Source organism: Agrobacterium sp. 719_389, assembly GCF_900188475.1.
GTDB lineage: Bacteria > Pseudomonadota > Alphaproteobacteria > Rhizobiales > Rhizobiaceae > Agrobacterium > Agrobacterium radiobacter.
On the sequence record NZ_FYEM01000002.1, the window covers coordinates 1 to 18,422 of the forward strand.

The 18,422-nt window shown below is 54.8% G+C and carries 16 protein-coding genes; 6 read left to right on the plus strand and 10 right to left on the minus strand.

Annotated features, from left to right (window positions below; translation table 11 throughout):
* The coding region (locus CFB10_RS03730) for a transposase (protein ID WP_020008882.1) at positions 1 to 228 on the minus strand (228 nt) is incomplete at its 3' end.
* A gap of 425 nt (positions 229 to 653) precedes the next feature.
* Here CFB10_RS03730 and CFB10_RS03740 point away from each other — a divergent pair.
* The 5 genes from CFB10_RS03740 (at position 654) to CFB10_RS03760 (ending at position 7,447) form a co-directional block, all read left to right on the plus strand.
* Positions 654 to 1,652, plus strand: coding sequence for a site-specific integrase (locus CFB10_RS03740; RefSeq protein ID WP_196805561.1), 999 nt, complete (start codon positions 654 to 656; stop codon positions 1,650 to 1,652).
* Positions 1,653 to 2,004: 352 nt separating this feature from the next.
* Positions 2,005 to 4,554, plus strand: a complete 2,550-nt coding sequence (locus tag CFB10_RS03745; RefSeq protein WP_020008884.1) for an ATP-binding protein — start codon at positions 2,005 to 2,007, stop codon at positions 4,552 to 4,554.
* A 14-nt stretch (positions 4,555 to 4,568) separates the two neighbouring features.
* A complete protein-coding gene (locus CFB10_RS03750; RefSeq protein WP_020008885.1) occupies positions 4,569 to 5,228 on the plus strand; it encodes a hypothetical protein in 660 nt (219 codons plus the stop codon).
* A gap of 1 nt (position 5,229) precedes the next feature.
* Positions 5,230 to 5,832, plus strand: a complete 603-nt coding sequence (locus CFB10_RS03755) for an HNH endonuclease (protein ID WP_170940894.1) — start codon at positions 5,230 to 5,232, stop codon at positions 5,830 to 5,832.
* Entirely contained in the window at positions 5,825 to 7,447 is a 1,623-nt protein-coding gene (locus CFB10_RS03760; protein ID WP_020008886.1) for an Eco57I restriction-modification methylase domain-containing protein, read from the plus strand. Before CFB10_RS03755 ends, CFB10_RS03760 begins: the two co-directional genes overlap by 8 nt.
* Before the next feature lie 68 nt (positions 7,448 to 7,515).
* On the opposite strand, the gene CFB10_RS03765 is transcribed toward CFB10_RS03760, so the two are convergent.
* The 9 genes from CFB10_RS03765 to CFB10_RS03805 form a co-directional block, all read right to left on the minus strand.
* A complete protein-coding gene (locus tag CFB10_RS03765) occupies positions 7,516 to 7,857 on the minus strand; it encodes a helix-turn-helix domain-containing protein (RefSeq protein WP_020008887.1) in 342 nt (113 codons plus the stop codon).
* An 834-nt stretch (positions 7,858 to 8,691) separates the two neighbouring features.
* Positions 8,692 to 9,795: an agmatine/peptidylarginine deiminase gene (locus CFB10_RS03770; protein ID WP_020008888.1), complete on the minus strand. Its 1,104-nt coding sequence runs from the start codon at positions 9,793 to 9,795 to the stop codon at positions 8,692 to 8,694.
* 185 nt (positions 9,796 to 9,980) lie between these two features.
* Positions 9,981 to 10,910 carry a sugar phosphate isomerase/epimerase gene (locus tag CFB10_RS03775; protein ID WP_020008889.1) on the minus strand — a complete coding sequence of 310 codons (930 nt, stop codon included), beginning with the start codon at positions 10,908 to 10,910 and terminating at the stop codon, positions 9,981 to 9,983.
* Positions 10,911 to 10,965: 55 nt separating this feature from the next.
* Positions 10,966 to 11,907: a sugar phosphate isomerase/epimerase gene (locus CFB10_RS03780; protein WP_026363334.1), complete on the minus strand. Its 942-nt coding sequence runs from the start codon at positions 11,905 to 11,907 to the stop codon at positions 10,966 to 10,968.
* A gap of 79 nt (positions 11,908 to 11,986) precedes the next feature.
* A complete protein-coding gene (locus CFB10_RS03785; RefSeq protein ID WP_020008891.1) occupies positions 11,987 to 13,159 on the minus strand; it encodes a Gfo/Idh/MocA family protein in 1,173 nt (390 codons plus the stop codon).
* 83 nt (positions 13,160 to 13,242) lie between these two features.
* Positions 13,243 to 14,145 carry a sugar phosphate isomerase/epimerase family protein gene (locus CFB10_RS03790; RefSeq protein WP_026372498.1) on the minus strand — a complete coding sequence of 301 codons (903 nt, stop codon included), beginning with the start codon at positions 14,143 to 14,145 and terminating at the stop codon, positions 13,243 to 13,245.
* Positions 14,142 to 14,990, minus strand: coding sequence for an ATP-binding cassette domain-containing protein (locus CFB10_RS03795; RefSeq protein ID WP_020012285.1), 849 nt, complete (start codon positions 14,988 to 14,990; stop codon positions 14,142 to 14,144). Before CFB10_RS03795 ends, CFB10_RS03790 begins: the two co-directional genes overlap by 4 nt.
* Positions 14,991 to 14,999: 9 nt before the next feature.
* A complete protein-coding gene (locus CFB10_RS03800; RefSeq protein ID WP_026364054.1) occupies positions 15,000 to 16,004 on the minus strand; it encodes an ABC transporter permease in 1,005 nt (334 codons plus the stop codon).
* 104 nt (positions 16,005 to 16,108) lie between these two features.
* Positions 16,109 to 17,074, minus strand: a complete 966-nt coding sequence (locus tag CFB10_RS03805) for a substrate-binding domain-containing protein (protein WP_026364053.1) — start codon at positions 17,072 to 17,074, stop codon at positions 16,109 to 16,111.
* A 148-nt stretch (positions 17,075 to 17,222) separates the two neighbouring features.
* On the opposite strand from CFB10_RS03805, the gene CFB10_RS03810 reads away from it, so the two are divergent.
* Positions 17,223 to 18,263 (plus strand): LacI family DNA-binding transcriptional regulator, encoded by a 1,041-nt coding sequence (locus CFB10_RS03810; RefSeq protein ID WP_020012282.1) that lies wholly within the window; start codon positions 17,223 to 17,225, stop codon positions 18,261 to 18,263.
* Positions 18,264 to 18,422 lie beyond the last annotated feature (159 nt).

An 18,422-nucleotide genomic window follows, 5' to 3' on the forward strand; every position in this document is an offset into this window, starting at 1 on the left:
GATATCGCGTTCCTCAGTGACGCGAGCCAGTTCCTTCTTCAGCCGCCTGATCTCCTCGGCCTCGTCGTTACCCTTGGAGTCCGACCCAGCAAACTTCTTCTTCCATTCATACAGCGAATGCTGGCTGACGCCGAGACGCTGCGAAACCTCAGCAACCGGATAGCCCCGCTCCGTGATCTGCCGCACCGCGTCACGCTTAAACTCTTCGCTGAAATTCGATTTGCTCATGATGCTCTTCTTGCCTCAAAATTAGGAAAGAAGGTGTCTACAAATCTAGGGGCTATTCAATTCGATAAGCATACTCAGACGGGCAAGGCGGCCATTCGCCAATTGCTACGTGAAAATCCCGAGGTGCGAGACTGCATTTCGGATTTCGTCCCGGAATTTAGAGCGTTGGCGGTCGCCGAAATGGCAGCCTTCTATGTGGATGCGATCTCGGTGAAGCATCGATTATCTTGGAAGCAGTCCAAATCGCTCCATGCGCTCGGGCTTCGAACCGATATGATGAAAATCGGCACTCCGGAGAAGGGTATAGTTGCAATCGTCGGTGCCGTCAGTAGTTCCATTGACCACCTAAACGACATTCGGTGCCGACTTCGACAACCGTCGCGTCAGCGGCAACTCCACTCTGAAACAACCGCCCGGGGATCCCGATGATCTGGTCAATCTCCGATAACTCTCATTATCGCGGGTCACAGCAAATGAATTTAGATGCCGGCGTGCCAGATTTGCAATCAATTGCACGCGACAAACCCACCATGTTCTCAAGCCAAGTTCGAGAGTTTATAGCCCTTAGCTACGCAGATAATACTCGTCGTGCCTACAGTGGTGATCTTCGAAAGTTCGTGAATTGGGGCGGCGGCTTGCCATGTCGCCCCGAAATCCTTGCTTCGTATATCGCTGCGCACGCAGCCACCCACAAACCTACAACGCTCTGCAGATGGGCATCCTCTATTTCGCGGGCTCATATAGCTGCTGGATATTCTGACCCGACGAAAGTGGAGCCAGTGGTGTCGACGTTAAAAGGGATTTGTCGCACGCTATCCTCCAAAGCTAATCAAGCGCATCCACTGCTACGCGAGGATTTGTTCGCAGCATTGAACGAGATGGGTGACAGCGTCCGGGATCGTCGTGACCGAGCGATCTTACTTATAGGTTTTGCTGGCGGCTTCCGTCGCAGTGAGCTAGTCGCTCTCGATTTTGAAGATCTGCAATCTGCGAAGCGAGGTCTGCTGATCGCCATTCGTAGGAGCAAAACAGATCAATTGGGCAGGGGTCGACAGATAGCTATTCCGTTTGGCAGGACCCGACATTGTCCGGTCGGAGCGCTTGAAGACTGGTTGAAGCTAATCTCGGAAACGACAGGACCTATTTTCCGAGCGATCAACCGCTATGGGCACATCGCAAGATCACGGCTGTCGGCCGAGACAGTGTCGGTCATAGTAAAAGAACGAGTGGCGGCAATTGGGCATGATCCAAGTAATTTCTCTGGCCACAGCTTAAGGGCTGGATTTGCGACGAGTGCGGCTGAGGCGGGCGTGTCTAGCTGGAAAATACGCCAACAAACTGGGCATGCGAGCGACGCCATGCTTGCCCGCTATATACGTTCGGTCGAACTATTCGAGGGGAACGCGAGCGGGGCTATAATCTGAGAACCAGTAGAAATGACAATCTTGCGTCACGGCCTGTACGTTTGGCGCATTGCAATATCTTTTCCAGAATGCAGGCCTCAATGGAACGCTGTATCCCTCCGGTTCCACGTTAGCCGAGGTGGACGGGCTTCAATGAGATCGGCCGAGTGTCAGTATATAGTCAACAACTATCGGTTACTCCTCTTGCGTTCTTGGTAAATGCTGAAATGGTACGATAGGAGATGCCGAGACGTTTGGCCACTTGGGCGCAGTGGTTGGTTTATGTAATCGGATTGCACTAAATGGGGGATGATCCTATCGTCCTTCACATTGGTTTTTATAGCCAGCATCATATAGGCACTTTGTGGTTTCGATGAAAAATACAACAAAAATTCCATTCACAGTTTCAGCTCGAGCGGCTCGCCTTATTGGGCGAGAGAACGTTGCTACGTCGCAGGGCGCGATTACAGAGCTGGTGAAAAACGCTTATGATGCGGATGCCAAGGTTTGCTCTATCCTTTTGGTCCCCTCCAATAGCGCGGTCAAAGAAGAGCTCAGTGCAAAACAATTTGATGCGCTAGTGGCCGTCGCGCCGTGGGTGAGAGAGTATTACAAGATAAAAGATGACATATACACTCTTGCGACGGAAATCGATCCCGAGGTGATTTCGAAGCTGACGGACGCATTCAAAAATATTCCTAGTATATGGATCATTGACAACGGTCATGGGATGTCAGCGACAACGATCCAAGATCAATGGATGGTCATCGGAACCGACACAAAAGAGCAAATCGGTCTTTCTGAGGGCGGAAGAGTTATGACCGGTGCGAAGGGTATCGGGCGGTTTGCCCTAGATCGGCTAGGCCAAGAGTGCGAGCTTTTCTCATCCAAATCTGGTTCTGGCCAGACTGCTCACTGGATCGTCGACTGGGGCGATTTTGAAGGCACTGGAAAGGTGATAAGTGACGTTGAGGCAGTTTTAGAGGTTGAAGATACCTCATTGAAAGAAGTTTACGAAGGCCAGAATATTTCAAATATTCTTCCTGCGGAACTGCCCAGCTATGGTGAAGGACCAAGTGTTCCAATTGCATACGATCGAGGTACAGCAATATGCATTTCGTGGCTACATGACCAATGGGACGAGCGCGATACTCGAAAGCTACGTGACACGCTAGAGGCGTTGCTGCCTCCACGTGACCAAAGTGAATTTAGTATTTTTATTCACGACTTTCGGTCCCCTGAAGCCTCGGGCTTCATTGACAATCTACCACCAGATCAATTCGACTATAGGCTCAAAGCTGTTGTACGGGCGGATGGCACTGTATCTATCAGACTGGATCGACAGGAAATCGATGTTGATGCAATTAGCGATACGGTTTTTGGATTGCCTGCGATGCAGCAAGTCGGTTTCCGAAAAGAGGACTTCGAGAAAGGAAGCCATTCATATGAAACGACACTCCGCTCATTACTAAAGAACGATGCGGATGAAGAGGAAAGCTATCTAGCGATTGGTCCACTCGACTTCACTCTCTACTTTTTCAAGCTGTCCAATCCGACACGTGATACCCTAACTAGGTTCCCCCAAAAGAGTTTTGATGTGACAAAGCGGAGGCGTTGGCTAGCAACGTCCGGGGGCGTCCGCCTCTATCGTGATGATTTTCGTGTCCGTCCTTATGGTGAGCCCAATACTCAGGGGTCAGATTGGCTGCTTCTCGGGCAACGTGTGGCAAGCAATCCCGCCCCAGCAAGCCGAATTGGTTGGCGTGTTCCGCCACAGCAACTTGCTGGAACTATCCATATTTCCAAAGAGGGAAATCCTTTGCTCGCGGATCAGTCAAACCGCGAGGGGATTATGAACGAACGTGCATTCTCATATTTTCGCCGAATAATCCTCGCTCTTATCAACGAGTTTGAACGCGATCGTGCTTATATCTACAGCCAGTTTGACAAGGCTTACGACTTAGACAACCCAGAAGAAAAAGATGTTGAAGAGGGCCGCGAGATTGCCAAAGATTTCTTGCGTGACAAGCCCGCATCTGGGTCATCTGCTCATTTAGGAACTGATAGCCAGACGATCAGCGATCGCGGACGAAAAGTAGCTAAAGCCTATCAATTTGAGCAGCGAAAAAATCTCGCACTGAAGGAGGATATGCAAGTTCTTAGAGGGATGGCTACTCTTGGAACGGTGCTAGTGTCGTTCACCCACGAGCTAAAGCAAATCAAAGCCAACATGGATGCGCGGCAACAGCGAATGGAGGCGTCTCTCAAACGAGTGGTGGATCAAAGTCTTCTATCCGCAGTACCTGATCCGGTAAATCCATACAACATGATCGCAAGGTGGGCGCGAGAAGACGCAAAGGTTAGCCGGTGGGTTGATTTCGCGCTTTCGGCAGCTTCGCCCGCAAAACGTAGACGCCGCGTGATACGAATGGAGGATTACCTAAAGGGCCTCTCGGAATACTGGCACGAATTCCTTTTATCCAAGGCCAGTACACTCCATCTAGACTGCCGTACCTCTGCAGCCATCCTCGCCCATGAGATCGATCTCGATAGTGTTTTTTACAATCTAATTATAAACTCGATGGAAGCGTTCATAAGACCGTCATCGCAAACATCTCGCGAGATTTTTATCACGGTGATTTCCACAGAGAAGGAGGTGGAAATCAACTACAAAGATAGTGGACCAGGATTGTCGGTAGCTCTAAATCTTCCTGAAGATATCTTCACTTTCGGGGTTTCCTCGAAGTCCGCCGATGACGTCGGTGCTCCGATGGGAACTGGTATTGGTATGTGGCTCCTTCAGAATATTATCCACGACTACGGCGGAAGGGTTCTTCTCGATAGCGAACTAGGAAAAGCGGGTTTTTCCTTGTCAATGACTTTGCCGTTGCATCGTGTTGGCTCGGTGGGTCTAAGTTCGTAAAGGGGGATTTTGAGTTGGATTTACCAGTTATAGCCTACGTGGATGAAAGTGCTGACGAACGCGATAATTTTTTTGGGGATGCATATGACAGTGGCTTATTCTCAGAAATCCACTTGTTACATCCAGACGACGAGCTAAATACCTTGATCAGTAGGCTGGTGGATTTGCGCATCGATGCGCTTATCTCCGATTTTAATCTCGGAGATGCGGGGCAGAATGCCTACACTGGTGCCCAAGTAGTGGAGGCGTTTCTTGAGATCCGGGACGATTTTCCTTGCTTCATAAGGACGTCTTGGGACGCAGCAGCGCTTAAGTCGTCCAACGATGTGAACAGAGTTTACTCGAAAAACATCAAGAAAGAGAATGACGTAGGACGCAATCTTTTCGAGCGAATTGCTCTTCAAGTCGAGCATCACCGCGATAGGATCGATGCTTGGCAGAATGAATTTGATGAACTTATAGCAATTGAAGGTAGCGAGAGGAGCGCCTCCCAAGTTGAACGCATTCTTGAACTCGATGGTCTGCTGGAAAGACACGTGGAAAAGAGCGGATCACTCCCTATGTCCACAAAACGTGCAGTTCTGAACAAAGAGGGCCTATTTGCTCGTGAAGACGAGTTAATCCGTCAGGCGGAGCAGCTTATTGCGGCGATGAAAAGTAAAGCTGGAGATTGAGTTGGTTCCTGTTCATGCCAAAAAACCAGTTCGCCGTGCCGTAGTCACAAAAAAAGATAAATATAAGGATTATAGATCTGAGCTACGGCAGGATTTTAATGGTTGTTGTGGCTATTGTGATGACAGCGACGACCGCTTAGATCCGATCCTTTTCCACATCGACCACTTTGCACCTAAAAGCAAATTCGCGGCTTTAGAAACCACGTACTCCAACTTGGTTTACGCGTGCCGGTTTTGTAATATCCGCAAGTCTAATCATTGGGTGGGTGTAGAGGCGAGCATTCACAACGATGGAGAAAAAGGTTTCGTGGATCCCTGCGATCCGGTCTACGATATCCACTTGTCTCGCAATGAAAACGGTCGTATTTCGGGCGAAACTCCGCTGGGTAAATATGTCGCAAAGCGACTGAACCTTGGATTGTTGCGTCACGAGATGCTATGGCGAGCCCGGAGAACTCGAGCCATAAGGGAAAAGATATCTCAATTAATCGATGCTCATAAAGCGTCTGGGAGCCCTGATGATCCCAATATAGAACTGCTGAAGCAGTTTTATGACTTGACGACTTTAATTGAAGGCTACGAGTATAGCGCGCTAAATGCATGACGATAGGACGGGGGTTCGTTTTACTGGTGCTGTCTACACACCTGAAGGTGTTGCGGCTTCGCTAGTTAAACATTTGAGCTCCTCACTGAAGAGACAGCCAGCAAACATCCTCGAACCTAGCGTGGGCGACGGGGAATTCTTGCGTGCCTTGCGCAAGCAGAAGTTTAATGGCCGCGTGACGTTGGTTGATATCGATGATCAAGTGATTGAACGACTACAACAAGACGAACCTGTCGATGGAGGTGAGGCCGATTTTGTCATAAGTGATTTCCTGGCTTACGCCTCGGAATTACTACGATCACAGGCCCAATCTTTTGATCTGATTATCGGAAATCCGCCGTTTATCCGCGCTCACAATTTCTCGTCATCTCTTAAGGCTGCATTGTTAGACCTCGCCGATGTAACAGGTTATGAGCGAGCAGAATTCAAAAACAGCTGGGCGGCTTTTCTCGCGGCATCGTCGCATCTAGTGTCTGGAAGTGGCGTTTTAGCTTTCATTCTTCCATACGAACTCATTACGGTAGCCTATGGCCAGAAGGCGCTGAAGCGGCTGCTTGCCCAGTTTGCGCGAATTGACATTTACATCTCAGACGCCAAAGCTTTTCCTGAGATTGACCAAGATGCGTTGATTGTCATCGCTCAGAAAGATCCTGCCGAAAAGTCAGGCCTGTACATCAACAAAGTGGCTTCATTGCATGCCCTTGGCGAGCAAAATTGTGTACCTGTGGACATCAGTACGGACGGTGATCCATCTCTTGCCTTCAACTCGTTTCTCTTATCACCAGACAGTCTTGACCTGCTGCGAAAGCTTCGCGCCCTGTGCCCAAGGCTCGATAAATATGCAGGTAGCGCTCCAGGTATCGTTTCGGCGGCCAATAACTTTTTTATCCTCACAAAAAATGAGGTTGAGCGCCGGGGATTTGAGGAATTTGTTGTTCCGATCCTAAAAAAGGGAAGCTTCGCGAGCAGCCGGCCAGTGTTTACAGCTGCCGATTTTGACCAACTGCAGGCACGCGAACCCACTTTTCTTCTCAACATCAGCGGCCCAAGAGACGCCCTTCCCGTCAGACTACAGAGCTATATCAAGGAGGGCGAAGCTGCGCTATTTCACGAACGCTACAAGTGTCGGAATAGGCAGAACTGGTACGAAGTACCCATGGTCAAGCGGGAGCTTGGCTTCGTGTTCAAGCGGGCCCATAGTTACGCCCGACTTTGCGTAAACGAAGCAAACGTTTATCTGACTGACACTGCCTACGGCTTGCGAATGAATGAAGGGTTCTCCATTCGCGGGCTGACTTATTCTTTCTACAATAGCATGACAATGCTTTTTGCAGAGATCGACGGTCGCTTTTATGGTGGCGGGGTTTTGGAGCTGTCACCTACCGAATTTCGAGGCCTCCCCATCGTTTATCATGAGCCCTCGGATGAGGAATTCGCGACATTTCTCGCTGTTCATGAGAGAGCGGGCGGCGAGGTCGAGCCCATTTTAGACTTTGGCGATGAGTGGCTGTCTAGGAAGTTACGTTTAAGTTCCAGCGAAGTTAAACTTTTACGACAAAGCTGGTCCGACGTTCGCAAACACCGACTTCGACACAGCGGAAGAAGCAAGAATTAACGGATGGGTGATAGGCGATCCAAAGCTGGCGCTCTCCTATCCGAGCCCTAATGCAGTTTTTGACTAGGTTAGGGCAATTTACGTCGTGGCTTGAGCGCAGCGTCCAGCAGCGTATTGACCCAAACTAAATCGTCATCGGACAGGGCAGCTAATCGGGTGACTATATCGGTTAGCTGCACCCCGAACCGCTCACTAGAATGATCAATGCGAAATAGTTCATAGGCGTCGACAGATAGCGCATGGGCCAACTGTTCAATGGTTCCGAAGCTTGCGCCACTCGAGCCGCCCTCGATCTTGGCAACCATATCCAAGGAGATATTTGCCGCGTCAGCGAGGTTCTCCTGAGTTAGTCCCAGTCTCCTACGATGCGCCTTCACGCATAAGCCAAATGTTCGTCGCAGATCGTCCATGCTGCCTCCGACAGGAGTTAGCCTGAAGTCAAACGCCGTGGTTATGGAGCCAAATTACATTTTTGCAATTAATTGCAATCTGCAGGCAATTTGATAGACGTCTTAGAAGTAATCACATCGCTTGGAGGATTTTCGCGTGGATGGAAAAAAAGCCTTACGAAGCACGCAGCCCGTTGCGGCGAGAACGGGATGCAGATCGTACTTCTGGCTGGGATCTGTTTTTGTGGCGTTGATTGCGATCCTATCATTCTGCACTCAGCCGTCATCGGAGGAACAGAGTGCAAAAAGGAAAGCTGGTTTCCATTGTTTGGATTATTATTATGGTGCGCTTCCTGCGTTAGAGGAGGCCGTGAAGTCGCAGCTACGTGATCCCGATAGCTATGAGCACATTTCCACGCGAGTTACCGCTCTCCGAAGCGATGGGTCGCACGGTATTGTCATGCAATACAGAGCAAGAAATGGCTTTGGAGGGAAAAATATCGAACAAGCGAGGGGGCAATACGCAAACGCCACATGCGAATTGTTGGGTTGGCAGTCACAATAACCATCGAGATAATCTCGTGAAAATGAGCCAAAATAGCATTTTTCGTCCTTCATTGCCATGTTTGGGACTACAAATTTCGCGAGTGCTTCTGGTCAAAATATTGGTACAGAAGTATTGAATTGCATGGGAACAATTTGCCCATTTACGCATGCTTCATTGGTGGAGTGATGGTGGGAACTTCTCCCACCCTCTCCGCCATTATCGCTTCATCAGTACTTTTTGCTAATTTGACACCATTTCGGCATCGTGGTTGCGGCGCCTTATGGTCGTCATGAGTGCCTGTGCCCATGTCAGACCTTGGGTTGCTCGTGGGTGGCGCAATGGATGCCGCCGCCTACTTCACCCAATGGATCTATATTCAACGTGATTATCTCCCGATTCGGATAGAGCTTGCCAAGACCGGTCGCGGCTCGTTCATCGGCTTGCTGGTCGCCGAATTCGGCGGCGATTACGGCGCCGTTGCAGACATAATAATTGACATAGGAAGAGACAAAATCTGCGCTATCCGCGCGGATGTCGTAGGGCTCCGGCAAAATGATCATCTCAAGCTTGCGGTCCTCGGCATCGGTGGCGGCGGCCAGGACATTATGGGTCTCGAAGGCGGCGATCGACCAGGGGTCTTCGGGATCGATTTTTCCCCCCATCTGAATCAGCAATTGCCCCGGTTTGACGAAGCGGGCCAGCGCATCGATGTGATAATCGGTGATGTCCGCACCGATAATTCCCGGCGCCCAGATCATCTTGCGTGCGCCCATCGTGTCCAGCAGCATCTGCTCGACCCGGGCTTTGCTGTCCTGATTGCGGTTGGCGTTGATGAAGCTGCTTTCATGGGCGATCAGCGTGCCGTGACCGTCGGTTTCAACGCCTCCGGCCTCTCCCACCAGTCCTGCATCGAAAATCTGAAGGCCCATGCGTTCGGCTATCCGCGCGGCAATGCGGCCATCGGCGTTATGGGTCTGTTTGTTACCCCAGCCGTTAAAGTTGAACTGCGTGATGGCCAGCCCGCCCTTGCCATCGACAACGAAGGACGGCCCGGAATCGCGGCACCACAAATCATCGGTTGGAATATCCCACAACTCTACGCTGCGCGATACTTTGCGGCGGATCGCGCCATGGTGCTGCGCTGCGGCCAGCATCACCACCGGTTCGAATTCCGCAATGGTGTTGGCGATTTTTGCGATGGTTTTCTGAAGATCATCGAGGAAATCAGGGTCATCATGCACGGCCGTGTTCACCGGCCATTGCATGAAAGTGCGCTCATGCGGTTCGGTTTCTTCAGGATACCAGAAACCGGCGGCACGCGCCGATGAGCCTGTTGCATGGCTCCGGTGTGGCAAGGTTGAAAGACCGGTGGCGGCAGCGGCAAACAGCAGGGTCTGGCGACGGGTCATCATCGTATCACCATGAAAATAAAAAGAAAAATTTCGATCATCTCGCGGTGATACAGGCTAGGTTTACCGACAGGTGCTGTCAACAGGGACGAAATCGCCTGCAATCATTGCCATTTTCAATGTTGTCCTTACGCGGTTCTCGGCCGCTATTGCCTCTGCGAAAGGTTCAACGGATTTGCCCCGTTTTCTCAGAACCCACATTCAGCGAGAAACGCCCTGCTGGCCGCCAGATCATCCAGAATGCCGCCGGCATTGCGTGGATCGCGCTCCTGTTCGATGGTGATATAGCCGCCATAGCCGAGTTCCGTCAAAAGGCTGCGGATGGCCGGATAATCGATTGAGCCGCGACCGATCGGGCACATGACGCCTTTGGCGCAGGCGTCGAAGAAGCGGATACGTTCTCCCATAACCGCATCAAAAACCGTGGCGTCGATATCCTTGAAATGAATATAATCGACACGATCCCAATAGCGGCGAAGCGTGGCGACGGGATCCATGCCGGAATAGGCCATATGGCCGGTATCGAGGCAGAGGCCGGCCATATCTGCGGGAATGTCCTCAACGATCTGCTGCAACTCATCGGCAAATTCGATGTAGCCGCCGGCATGGGGATGGATGGTGGCGCGCACGCCGTATTTTTCACGGGCGAGCGTTGCGATGGCGCGGATGTTTTCCACCATGCCGTTCCAGGCGTTTCCATCGAGGCGCGGCGCGCGGTCGGAATGGCCGGCGGCATAGTCCCGCTCGTCATGTCCCCAGTCCATCACCGTCAGATAGGGGGCGGGAAAACGCTGGCCGGCATGGGTTTCGGGTTTTGGCAGGCGGGTGATCAACGCACAGATCTCGTCGGTCTGGCGCAACAGGTTGTGGCGGTTTTCCGGTGAGACCAGATCGTCGAAGATCGTACCGGCGACGATCTTCAGGTCGCGCTCATTGAGCGCCTGTGAAACCCGCTTGAGATCGAGCGGCAGATACCCGTAGGGGCCGAGTTCCAGACCGCCGAAACCGGCGGCCTTCGCCTCGCCCAGAACCTTTTCCCAATGGGGTAGATGGGGATTTTTGACGTCGTCGACGCCCCAGCAGCAGGGAGCGGTGGTGATGGTGATCTGGTTGGTCATGGCATCCTCGTGGCGCAATTGACGCCGGGCCGCCTTCTGCGGCCCGGAGCAGGTTTCAGCGGCTGATGGTGGCTTGCAGGGCTTCGATGGAGGACTGGATGCCTGCCTCGGTGGACATGGTGAAATCTTCCATTTCGAGGCTCACCCAGCCATTGTAACCGGCCATGCGCACGACGGAGAAGAACTCCTTCCACCATTGCAGGTCGCGGCCGGCGCCTACCGCCACATAGTTCCAGCTGCGATTGGCGACGTCAGTCACCTCCTTCAGCTCCAGCAGACCGTTCACATCCGCCAGGCCGCGTTCGATGCGGGTGTCCTTGCCATGGCAATGGTGGATTGCGCCGCCCAGCGCACGGGCCGATGCGATGGGATCAGCCCCCATCCACATCAGATGCGACGGATCGAGATTCATGCCCACCGTCGGGCCGACTTCGTTGCGCAGGCGGAACAGGGTTTCCGGGTTCCAGACAAGCATGGCCGAAAAATTCTCGAGCGCATATTTTTCGACGCCAGCTTCTTTCGCGAGCTTCACGAGCCCATGCCAGAGGGGGAAAGCGCGATCTTCCCACTGGTAACGGTCGCGCTCTGGCATCTCGTTCGGCCAGCTCTTGGTGTAGACGAGCCAGTTCGGTACGGTATCGCCGGGCGCCGCCTCCGGCAGGCCGGACATGGTGACGATCTTCGTCACGCCGATTTCACCGGCGAGCCGAACGGTGTCCTGCATTTCCTTCAGGTGGCGCTTGCCCATATCGCCGGGATCGAGCGGGTTGGCGGAGCAATTGAGGGCGGCAATTTCGAGGCCGCGGGCCTCGATTTCCTTGAGCTTGGATTTGAGAAGTCCCTTGTTCGCCAGAAGTTCGTCCGCCCGGAAATGCGGGCCACTGGACCAGCCGCCGCCGGTCATCTCGATGCCTTCGACGCCAAGCGCGACGCATTTGTCGAGCATATCGGTGAAGGACAGGTTCACCATGACATCAGTACAAATCGCGAGTTTCATCGTGTTGTCTTTCCGAAAAAATATGGGGACGCGCGTGAGGAGGAGGACGGGAGAGTGGTCCGGCGCGCCCCCGAACTGGTTATGCGAAGTCGACCCAGGCGGCGCCGGCATCGGCCGAGCGGACGCAGTTTTCCAGCCAGCGAACGCCTTCGGTGCCGGCCGTGATGCCGGGATAATGGTGGGCTTTCAGAAAGGCCCTGTCACCGCGATTTGCTGCGTCGATCGCCTGGGCGATCCAGAGGTAGATGTTCGACCAGCTGTCACCGAGGCCTTCGGTATGCAGCGCGCCCATACGATCGATGGCGAGGCTTTCCTGTTCCAGATAAGGCATGCCGTGGTGCAGGACGCGGCCGGGTTCGCCCTGAACCTCGTAGATCAATTGGTCGGGGTGGGAATCGGACCATTCAAGCGAGGCCTTGGAGCCAACGAAGCGGTAACGCTGCGATCCCATATTGCCGGCATTGACGGAGGAGACCCAGAGACGGCCGCGTGCGCCATTGTCATAGTGCATCAGAACGGTGGCGTGGTCTTCCAGCGGCGCGCGGGTGGGGATGAAGGCCTTGCGGTCGCAGAGCAGCCGTTCCACCTTCATATGCGGCAGCACGACTTCTGAGAGATAATAAAGATGCGTGCCGATATCGCCCAGCACGAAGGTCGGGCCGGCGGTACGGGGATTGGTGCGCCATTTGACGGCCTCGCCCGCGCCCACATCGTCACCGGCATTGAAGCCGTGGGTATATTGCAGGTCAACGATACGGATGTCGCCCAGCATTCCCTTTTTGACCATGGCCGCCATCTGGTGGACCAGCGGATGCCCGGTAAAGCCATAGGTGACGCCGACGATCAGCCCCTTCTGTTCGGCCAGCCGCGCGACCTCGTCGCATTCGGCCACGGTGAAGAATAGCGGCTTTTCGCAGATGACATGCAGCCCGGCTTCAAGGCAGGCCTTGGTGATCTCGTAATGGGTGAAATTGGGGGTGGCGATGGAGACGACGTCAACACCGTCTTCGCGCGCCGTCTCGCCGGCAATCAGCGCCTTGTAATCCGCATAGCAGCGTTCCGCCGCCAGGCCGAGATTGACGCCGAAGTCTCTGCCCCTTTCGGCATCGAGGTCGAAGGCGCCCGCGACGAGCTGGTAGTTGCCGTCGCGCAGGGCGCCGGTGCGGTGCTTGTAACCCACCTGTCCCGTGCGTCCGCCGCCCACCATGGCCCAGCGCAGCGGCCTTGAAATCAGTCTTTCTCCGTTGATCATGTCAATCGCCTTTCAAATTGATGTTCCGAATGGTCTGTCGCCGCAGGCAAGGTCTGCCTCGTCATCAGCGCCGGTTTGCCGCGTTATTTCTTGAAATAGAGGTCGATATAGTCCTGCATCTTGGCTCGCATGAACTTGCTCGATTCATCGGCCCTGTCCTCCCAGGCGAAGACGCAGGAGGTCATGATGCCGTCGAAACCGATTTCGGCGAGCGTGCCGAAGAAGTCGTCCCATGGCACTTCGCCCTGGCCGATATTCAAGTGCTGATGCACCCGCGCCTGTGTGCCCGGTGGATTGAGAATGTAGCGCAGCCCGGAACTGGCCTTGTGGTTGAAGGTATCCCCCACATGCACATGCGCCAGCACATCCTTCGCCTCGCGCAGCATCGCTTTGGTGTCGTCGCCGAAATAAAAGGTATGCGGCGCGCAATAGAGGAATTTCACATTCTTCGAATTGACGGTGCGGATGATGTCCAGCGCCGGCTGCAGCGTCTCGCACCAGTCTTCCGGATGCGGCTCGACATGCAGGCTGATGCCTTCGCGCTCGAAGATCGGCACCAGCTCTTCCATCGAGCGCCACCAGGCATCCTCGCAAGCCTCGATCATCGAGCCGGTATGGCAGCAATAACATGACCCCTTGTCGGGATGCGGACCGCGGCCGAATTCGGAGTTCATCGTGTCGACCTCCAGTTCGATGGCGATCTCGATGGCGCGTTTCCAGTGTTTGACCGCCGCCTGCCGTTCGGCCTCGTCATTGGAGGCCCAGCGATACATCGGCAGCAGCGAGGCGATACCGACATCGGCCTCCTTCAAAGCCGTCTTGAAGGACCGGATGCGCTCGGGAAACACACGCGGCGCCTTGAACCATTCGAGGAAATCGGCGCGTGGGCTGAGTTCGATCCAGTCAAAACCAAGTTCCTTTACCTTGGCGGGCAGTTCATCGAGGCTGGTGAAACGGTGCATGTGGGGGTCTAGGGCGATCTTCATCGGTCTTGATCCTTCTCTATGTCCTGCTTGGATGGTTGCTGCGGCGGATGGCCGTCATGGCTCGCCATGTAATTTTCCACCTCCGCGCCGAGATCGGCGAGCGCCTCACCGCCGGCCATCAGATCGGTGATTTCCTCGCGGGATTTTTCGCCCTTGCGGAAGTTGGCGGCGACCGCGCCACGGATGAGTACGGCGAAATGGTCGCCGACGGCGATGGCATGGGTGACCTGATGGGTGATGAAGATCACCGCGATCCCCCGCTTGCGCGCTTCCAGCACGATGCGCAGGACGTGGGATGCCTGTTTCACGCCAAGTGCTGCCGTCGGCTCGTCGAGGATGAGAACGCGCGCGCCAAAATGTACCGCGCGGGCGATGGCGAGCGATTGCCGCTCGCCGCCGGAAAGCCCGCCGATCAGGCGGTCGCCGTCATCGATGCGGGTGATACCGAATTCCTGCACGGCCTTGACGGCGATTTCATTGGCTTTCTTGTGGTCGTAGATCCGGAATGGCCAGAAACCTTTGGTCGGTTCGGCGCCAACGAAGAAGGAGCGGCCGATGCTCATCAACGGAAAGGTTCCGCCGAATTGATGAACGGTGGAAATGCCCATGCGCTGTGCGTCGCGCGGCCCGTCGAAATTGACCGGCTTTCCATCCATCAACAATTCGCCGGAACTGGGCTGGTAAACACCGGCCAGCGTCTTGATCAGCGTAGATTTTCCAGCGCCATTGTCTCCCAGCAGGCAAAGCACCTCACCCGCCCGCACTTTCAGCGAGATATCGTGAAGGACATCGATTGGGCCGAAGGATTTATTGACATTCTTAAGTTCGAGAATGGGTGTCGTCATCGTCCGCCCTCACTTCTTCTTCGGCGAATAGGTCAGCGCCATGACGCGGAAAGTGTTGTTCATGAGCACGGCCAGGAGTAGCATGACGCCGATGATGAGGCTCGACCAGTTGCGGTCGAAGGCGGTGAAATAAATGCCCTGATTGACGATGGCGAAGGTGATGGTGCCGAGAAAAATGCCGATCACCGAACCGAAGCCGCCGGTCAGCAACACCCCGCCCACGACGACCGCGATGATGGAGTTGAAGATGAAGGTCATGCCTGCCGAGACTTGGGCGACATTGAACAATATGGCCTGACAGACGCCGACGAAGGAGGCGCTGACAGAGGAAAGGACGAAAAGCGTCACCGTCAACTTGTCGGTGGGAATACCGGCGTTGCGAGCGCTCACGCGGTCGCCGCCCATGGCGAAGATCCAGTTTCCGAAGGGCGAATAATGGACATAGAAGATATAGATCGCCGTCAGCAGCAGCCACCAGACGATGCTGACCTGAAAACTGCCGCCGATGAACTGCCCGAACAGGAATTTGGCGATGGGGCCGGATTGCGCCGGACTTAGCGCCACACTGGTCGTTCCGGTCAGCAGCACCGAAAAACCGAGGATCAGACCCTGCACGGCAAAGAGCGTACCGAGCGTCACGATCAGGGATGGCACCACGGTTCTTATGACCAGAAAGCCATTGATCAGCCCGACTAGTACACCAAGGCAAAGCGCGCCGATGATACCGAGCCAGATCGGCATGCCGTAATAACCGGAGATAATGGCGACCGTCAGCGCGCCGGCCGGGATCATTGCGCCGATGGAAATATCCAGCTCGCCGGAAATCATCAGCAACCCGACGGGAATGGCGACGATACCGAGATTGGCGGCGACGTTCAGCCAACTTGCGGCGCCGGCGGGTTTCAGAAATTCGATGCTGCCGAAGACAACAAAGAAGGCAAGAACAAAAACAAGGCCGAGAAAGGCGCCCGATTCCGGACGGCGCAAAAGGTCGCCCAACGAGAGATTTTTCACGTCGTTCACTCCACTATTAGTCAAGGGTTTCGAGGCGGTGTCCTTTACCCGTCAGGTCCCGATCCCCGGTACGGCGGGGGTCGGGGCAGGGCGTGTCTCACCGCTCAGCGCGCACCCTTGGCGACGCCGGCAAGCGTGGCTTCGATGTTGGATTTGTCGACGATGCTCGGTCCAGTCAGCAGCGGGGCGGTTGGCAGATCGGTGCCGAAATCGATGGCCGAGGCCAGAAGCGTCACCGCCAGCAGCGATTGCAGATAGGGCTGCTGGTCGATTGCGAAACCCTGCGTTCCGCCCTTGATCCGGTCGAGGCCGGACTGGTTGAGATCGAAAGTGCCGAGCAGGGCGGTTTCGGTTTTGCCGGCCTGCATGACGCCGATGGCGGCCGAATCCGCGTCACCTGCCGAAATGGTAAGGACGCCGTCGATCTTGCCGTCCTGAAGCAGCGTGGCCTTGATCGCTTCGGCGACGGCGGTGGCATCGCCGAAGCTGGTGGCGGGAAGCGGCAGCTGCTTGCCGGTGCCGCCAGCCTTGGTGATGCCGTCGAGGACCCCCTTGCATCGTGCTTCGAGATTGGCGGCGCCAGGAACGGTGTTGACACAGATGACGTTCTTTTTGCCCTGCCTGGCGAAATATTCGCCGCCGGCCACACCCGCCAGATATTCATCGGAGCCGACATAATTGATCGCGCCGAGTTCCTTGGCTTTCTCGTGCCCCCCGGCATTCATGAGAATGACCTTGATGCCGGCATTGATGGCTTCCCGGATCGTCGGGTCCTCGCCTTCCGGAACCCAGTTCGGAATGACGAGGCCGTCGACCTTCTGGCTGATGGCGGTCTGGATCAGCTGCACCACATCGGGTGCAAAATTGTCGTAGGTCTGCAGGCGGAGATAGTTGACCTTGCCGCCATTCACCTCGACCACGAGGCGTGCGTCGTCGACACCTTTTTTGATGAGGTTCCAGAACGCATCGTCATTCTTGCCGCCGACAACGGCGATATTGGCTGCAAACGCACCGGATGCCATCACAAGCGACGCAGCGCCCACGATCAGAAATTTCCTGAAAAATGTCATTGCTTTCTCCCTGCCCATTCTCCCAACGGGCTCTCATGACGGGATGATTTATATCTTTCATTTTCATAAGAATGGAATTTATATTTCATTTAATGTTGCATTTAGTATCATTCTATGTCATTCACGAATGATAGGATTGTGAGGCGCCATGAACCGACCGACCATCACCGATCTTGCGAAGGCCGCCGGCGTCAGCATCTCCACGGTGAACCGGCTGCTGCACGGTTCGACCGCCGTGCGACAGGATACGATCGAGCAGATTCTCAAGGCGGCGGAGGAAATCGGTTTTTATGGTCTCGGCACCATCAAGGACCGTCGCCGCGAGGCCATGCCTCACCACAGGCTCGGCTTTCTGATGCAGCAATCCCACCGCCCGCTCTATCGGCTTTGGGCGGAAGGGATCATTGCCGCCGCACGCCAGCGGCCGGATAGCATTATCGAGCCGGATGTCGTTTTTGAGGATGATCTTTCGCCGGAGGCCGTGTCCGCCAATCTCCTGAAGATGGGGCAATCCTGCAGCGCAATCGCGGTGGTGACGGCCGATCACCCGCTTGTCAGCCAGGCGATCGATGAACTGCGGGGCAGGGGCGTTCCCGTGGTGACTTATGTGTCCGATCTGTCGGCGGCGAGCCGGGCGGGCTTTGTCGGAACCGATAGCTGGAAACGCGGCCGAACGGCGGCATGGTTCCTTAGCCAGACGGTGAAGGGCGAGGGAACGGTCGTGCCGCTGATTGGCAGCAATCGTTACCAGTGTCAGGATGTTTCTGATGCGAGTTTTCGCTCCTATATGCGGGAAAATACCCCCGAACTTCAGGTCGCAGAAACGCTGCTGACCCACGAGGAGCCGGAAAATGCCTATGTCATCGTTCGGGACATGATTGCCGCCGAACACGGGCTCAGGGGGATTTATGTCAATGGCGGCGGCATATCTGGTGTTCTGCGCGCGCTTCGAGAACTGCCTGTCGAGCGGCAGCGCGGCATAAAAATCATCTGTAACGATATCGGCCCGGAAACGCGCAAGGGCCTCAACCAAGGGCTGATCACCGCTTCGCTGCCGCTTCCCCTCGACAGGATGCCGCAGCAGTTGATCGACGTGATGTTACGGCGCATCGAAAACGGCGGTTCGTCCTCCGTCGAACAGCGGATCGTGCCCTTTGAAATCCTGACACCCGAAAGCATCTGGACCTAGCTCGGCATGCTCACCGGAATTTGAGGCTCATCCGGGCAAGATCGTCCACGCGGCTCCGCACCACGTCGCCAGCGCGATTGCGGAAACCGTTCTCATCGCTCACAAGACCGGCAGAGAGTAACCTCTTCCACATCCTGTTCAGCCAGATTTCCGGAGCAG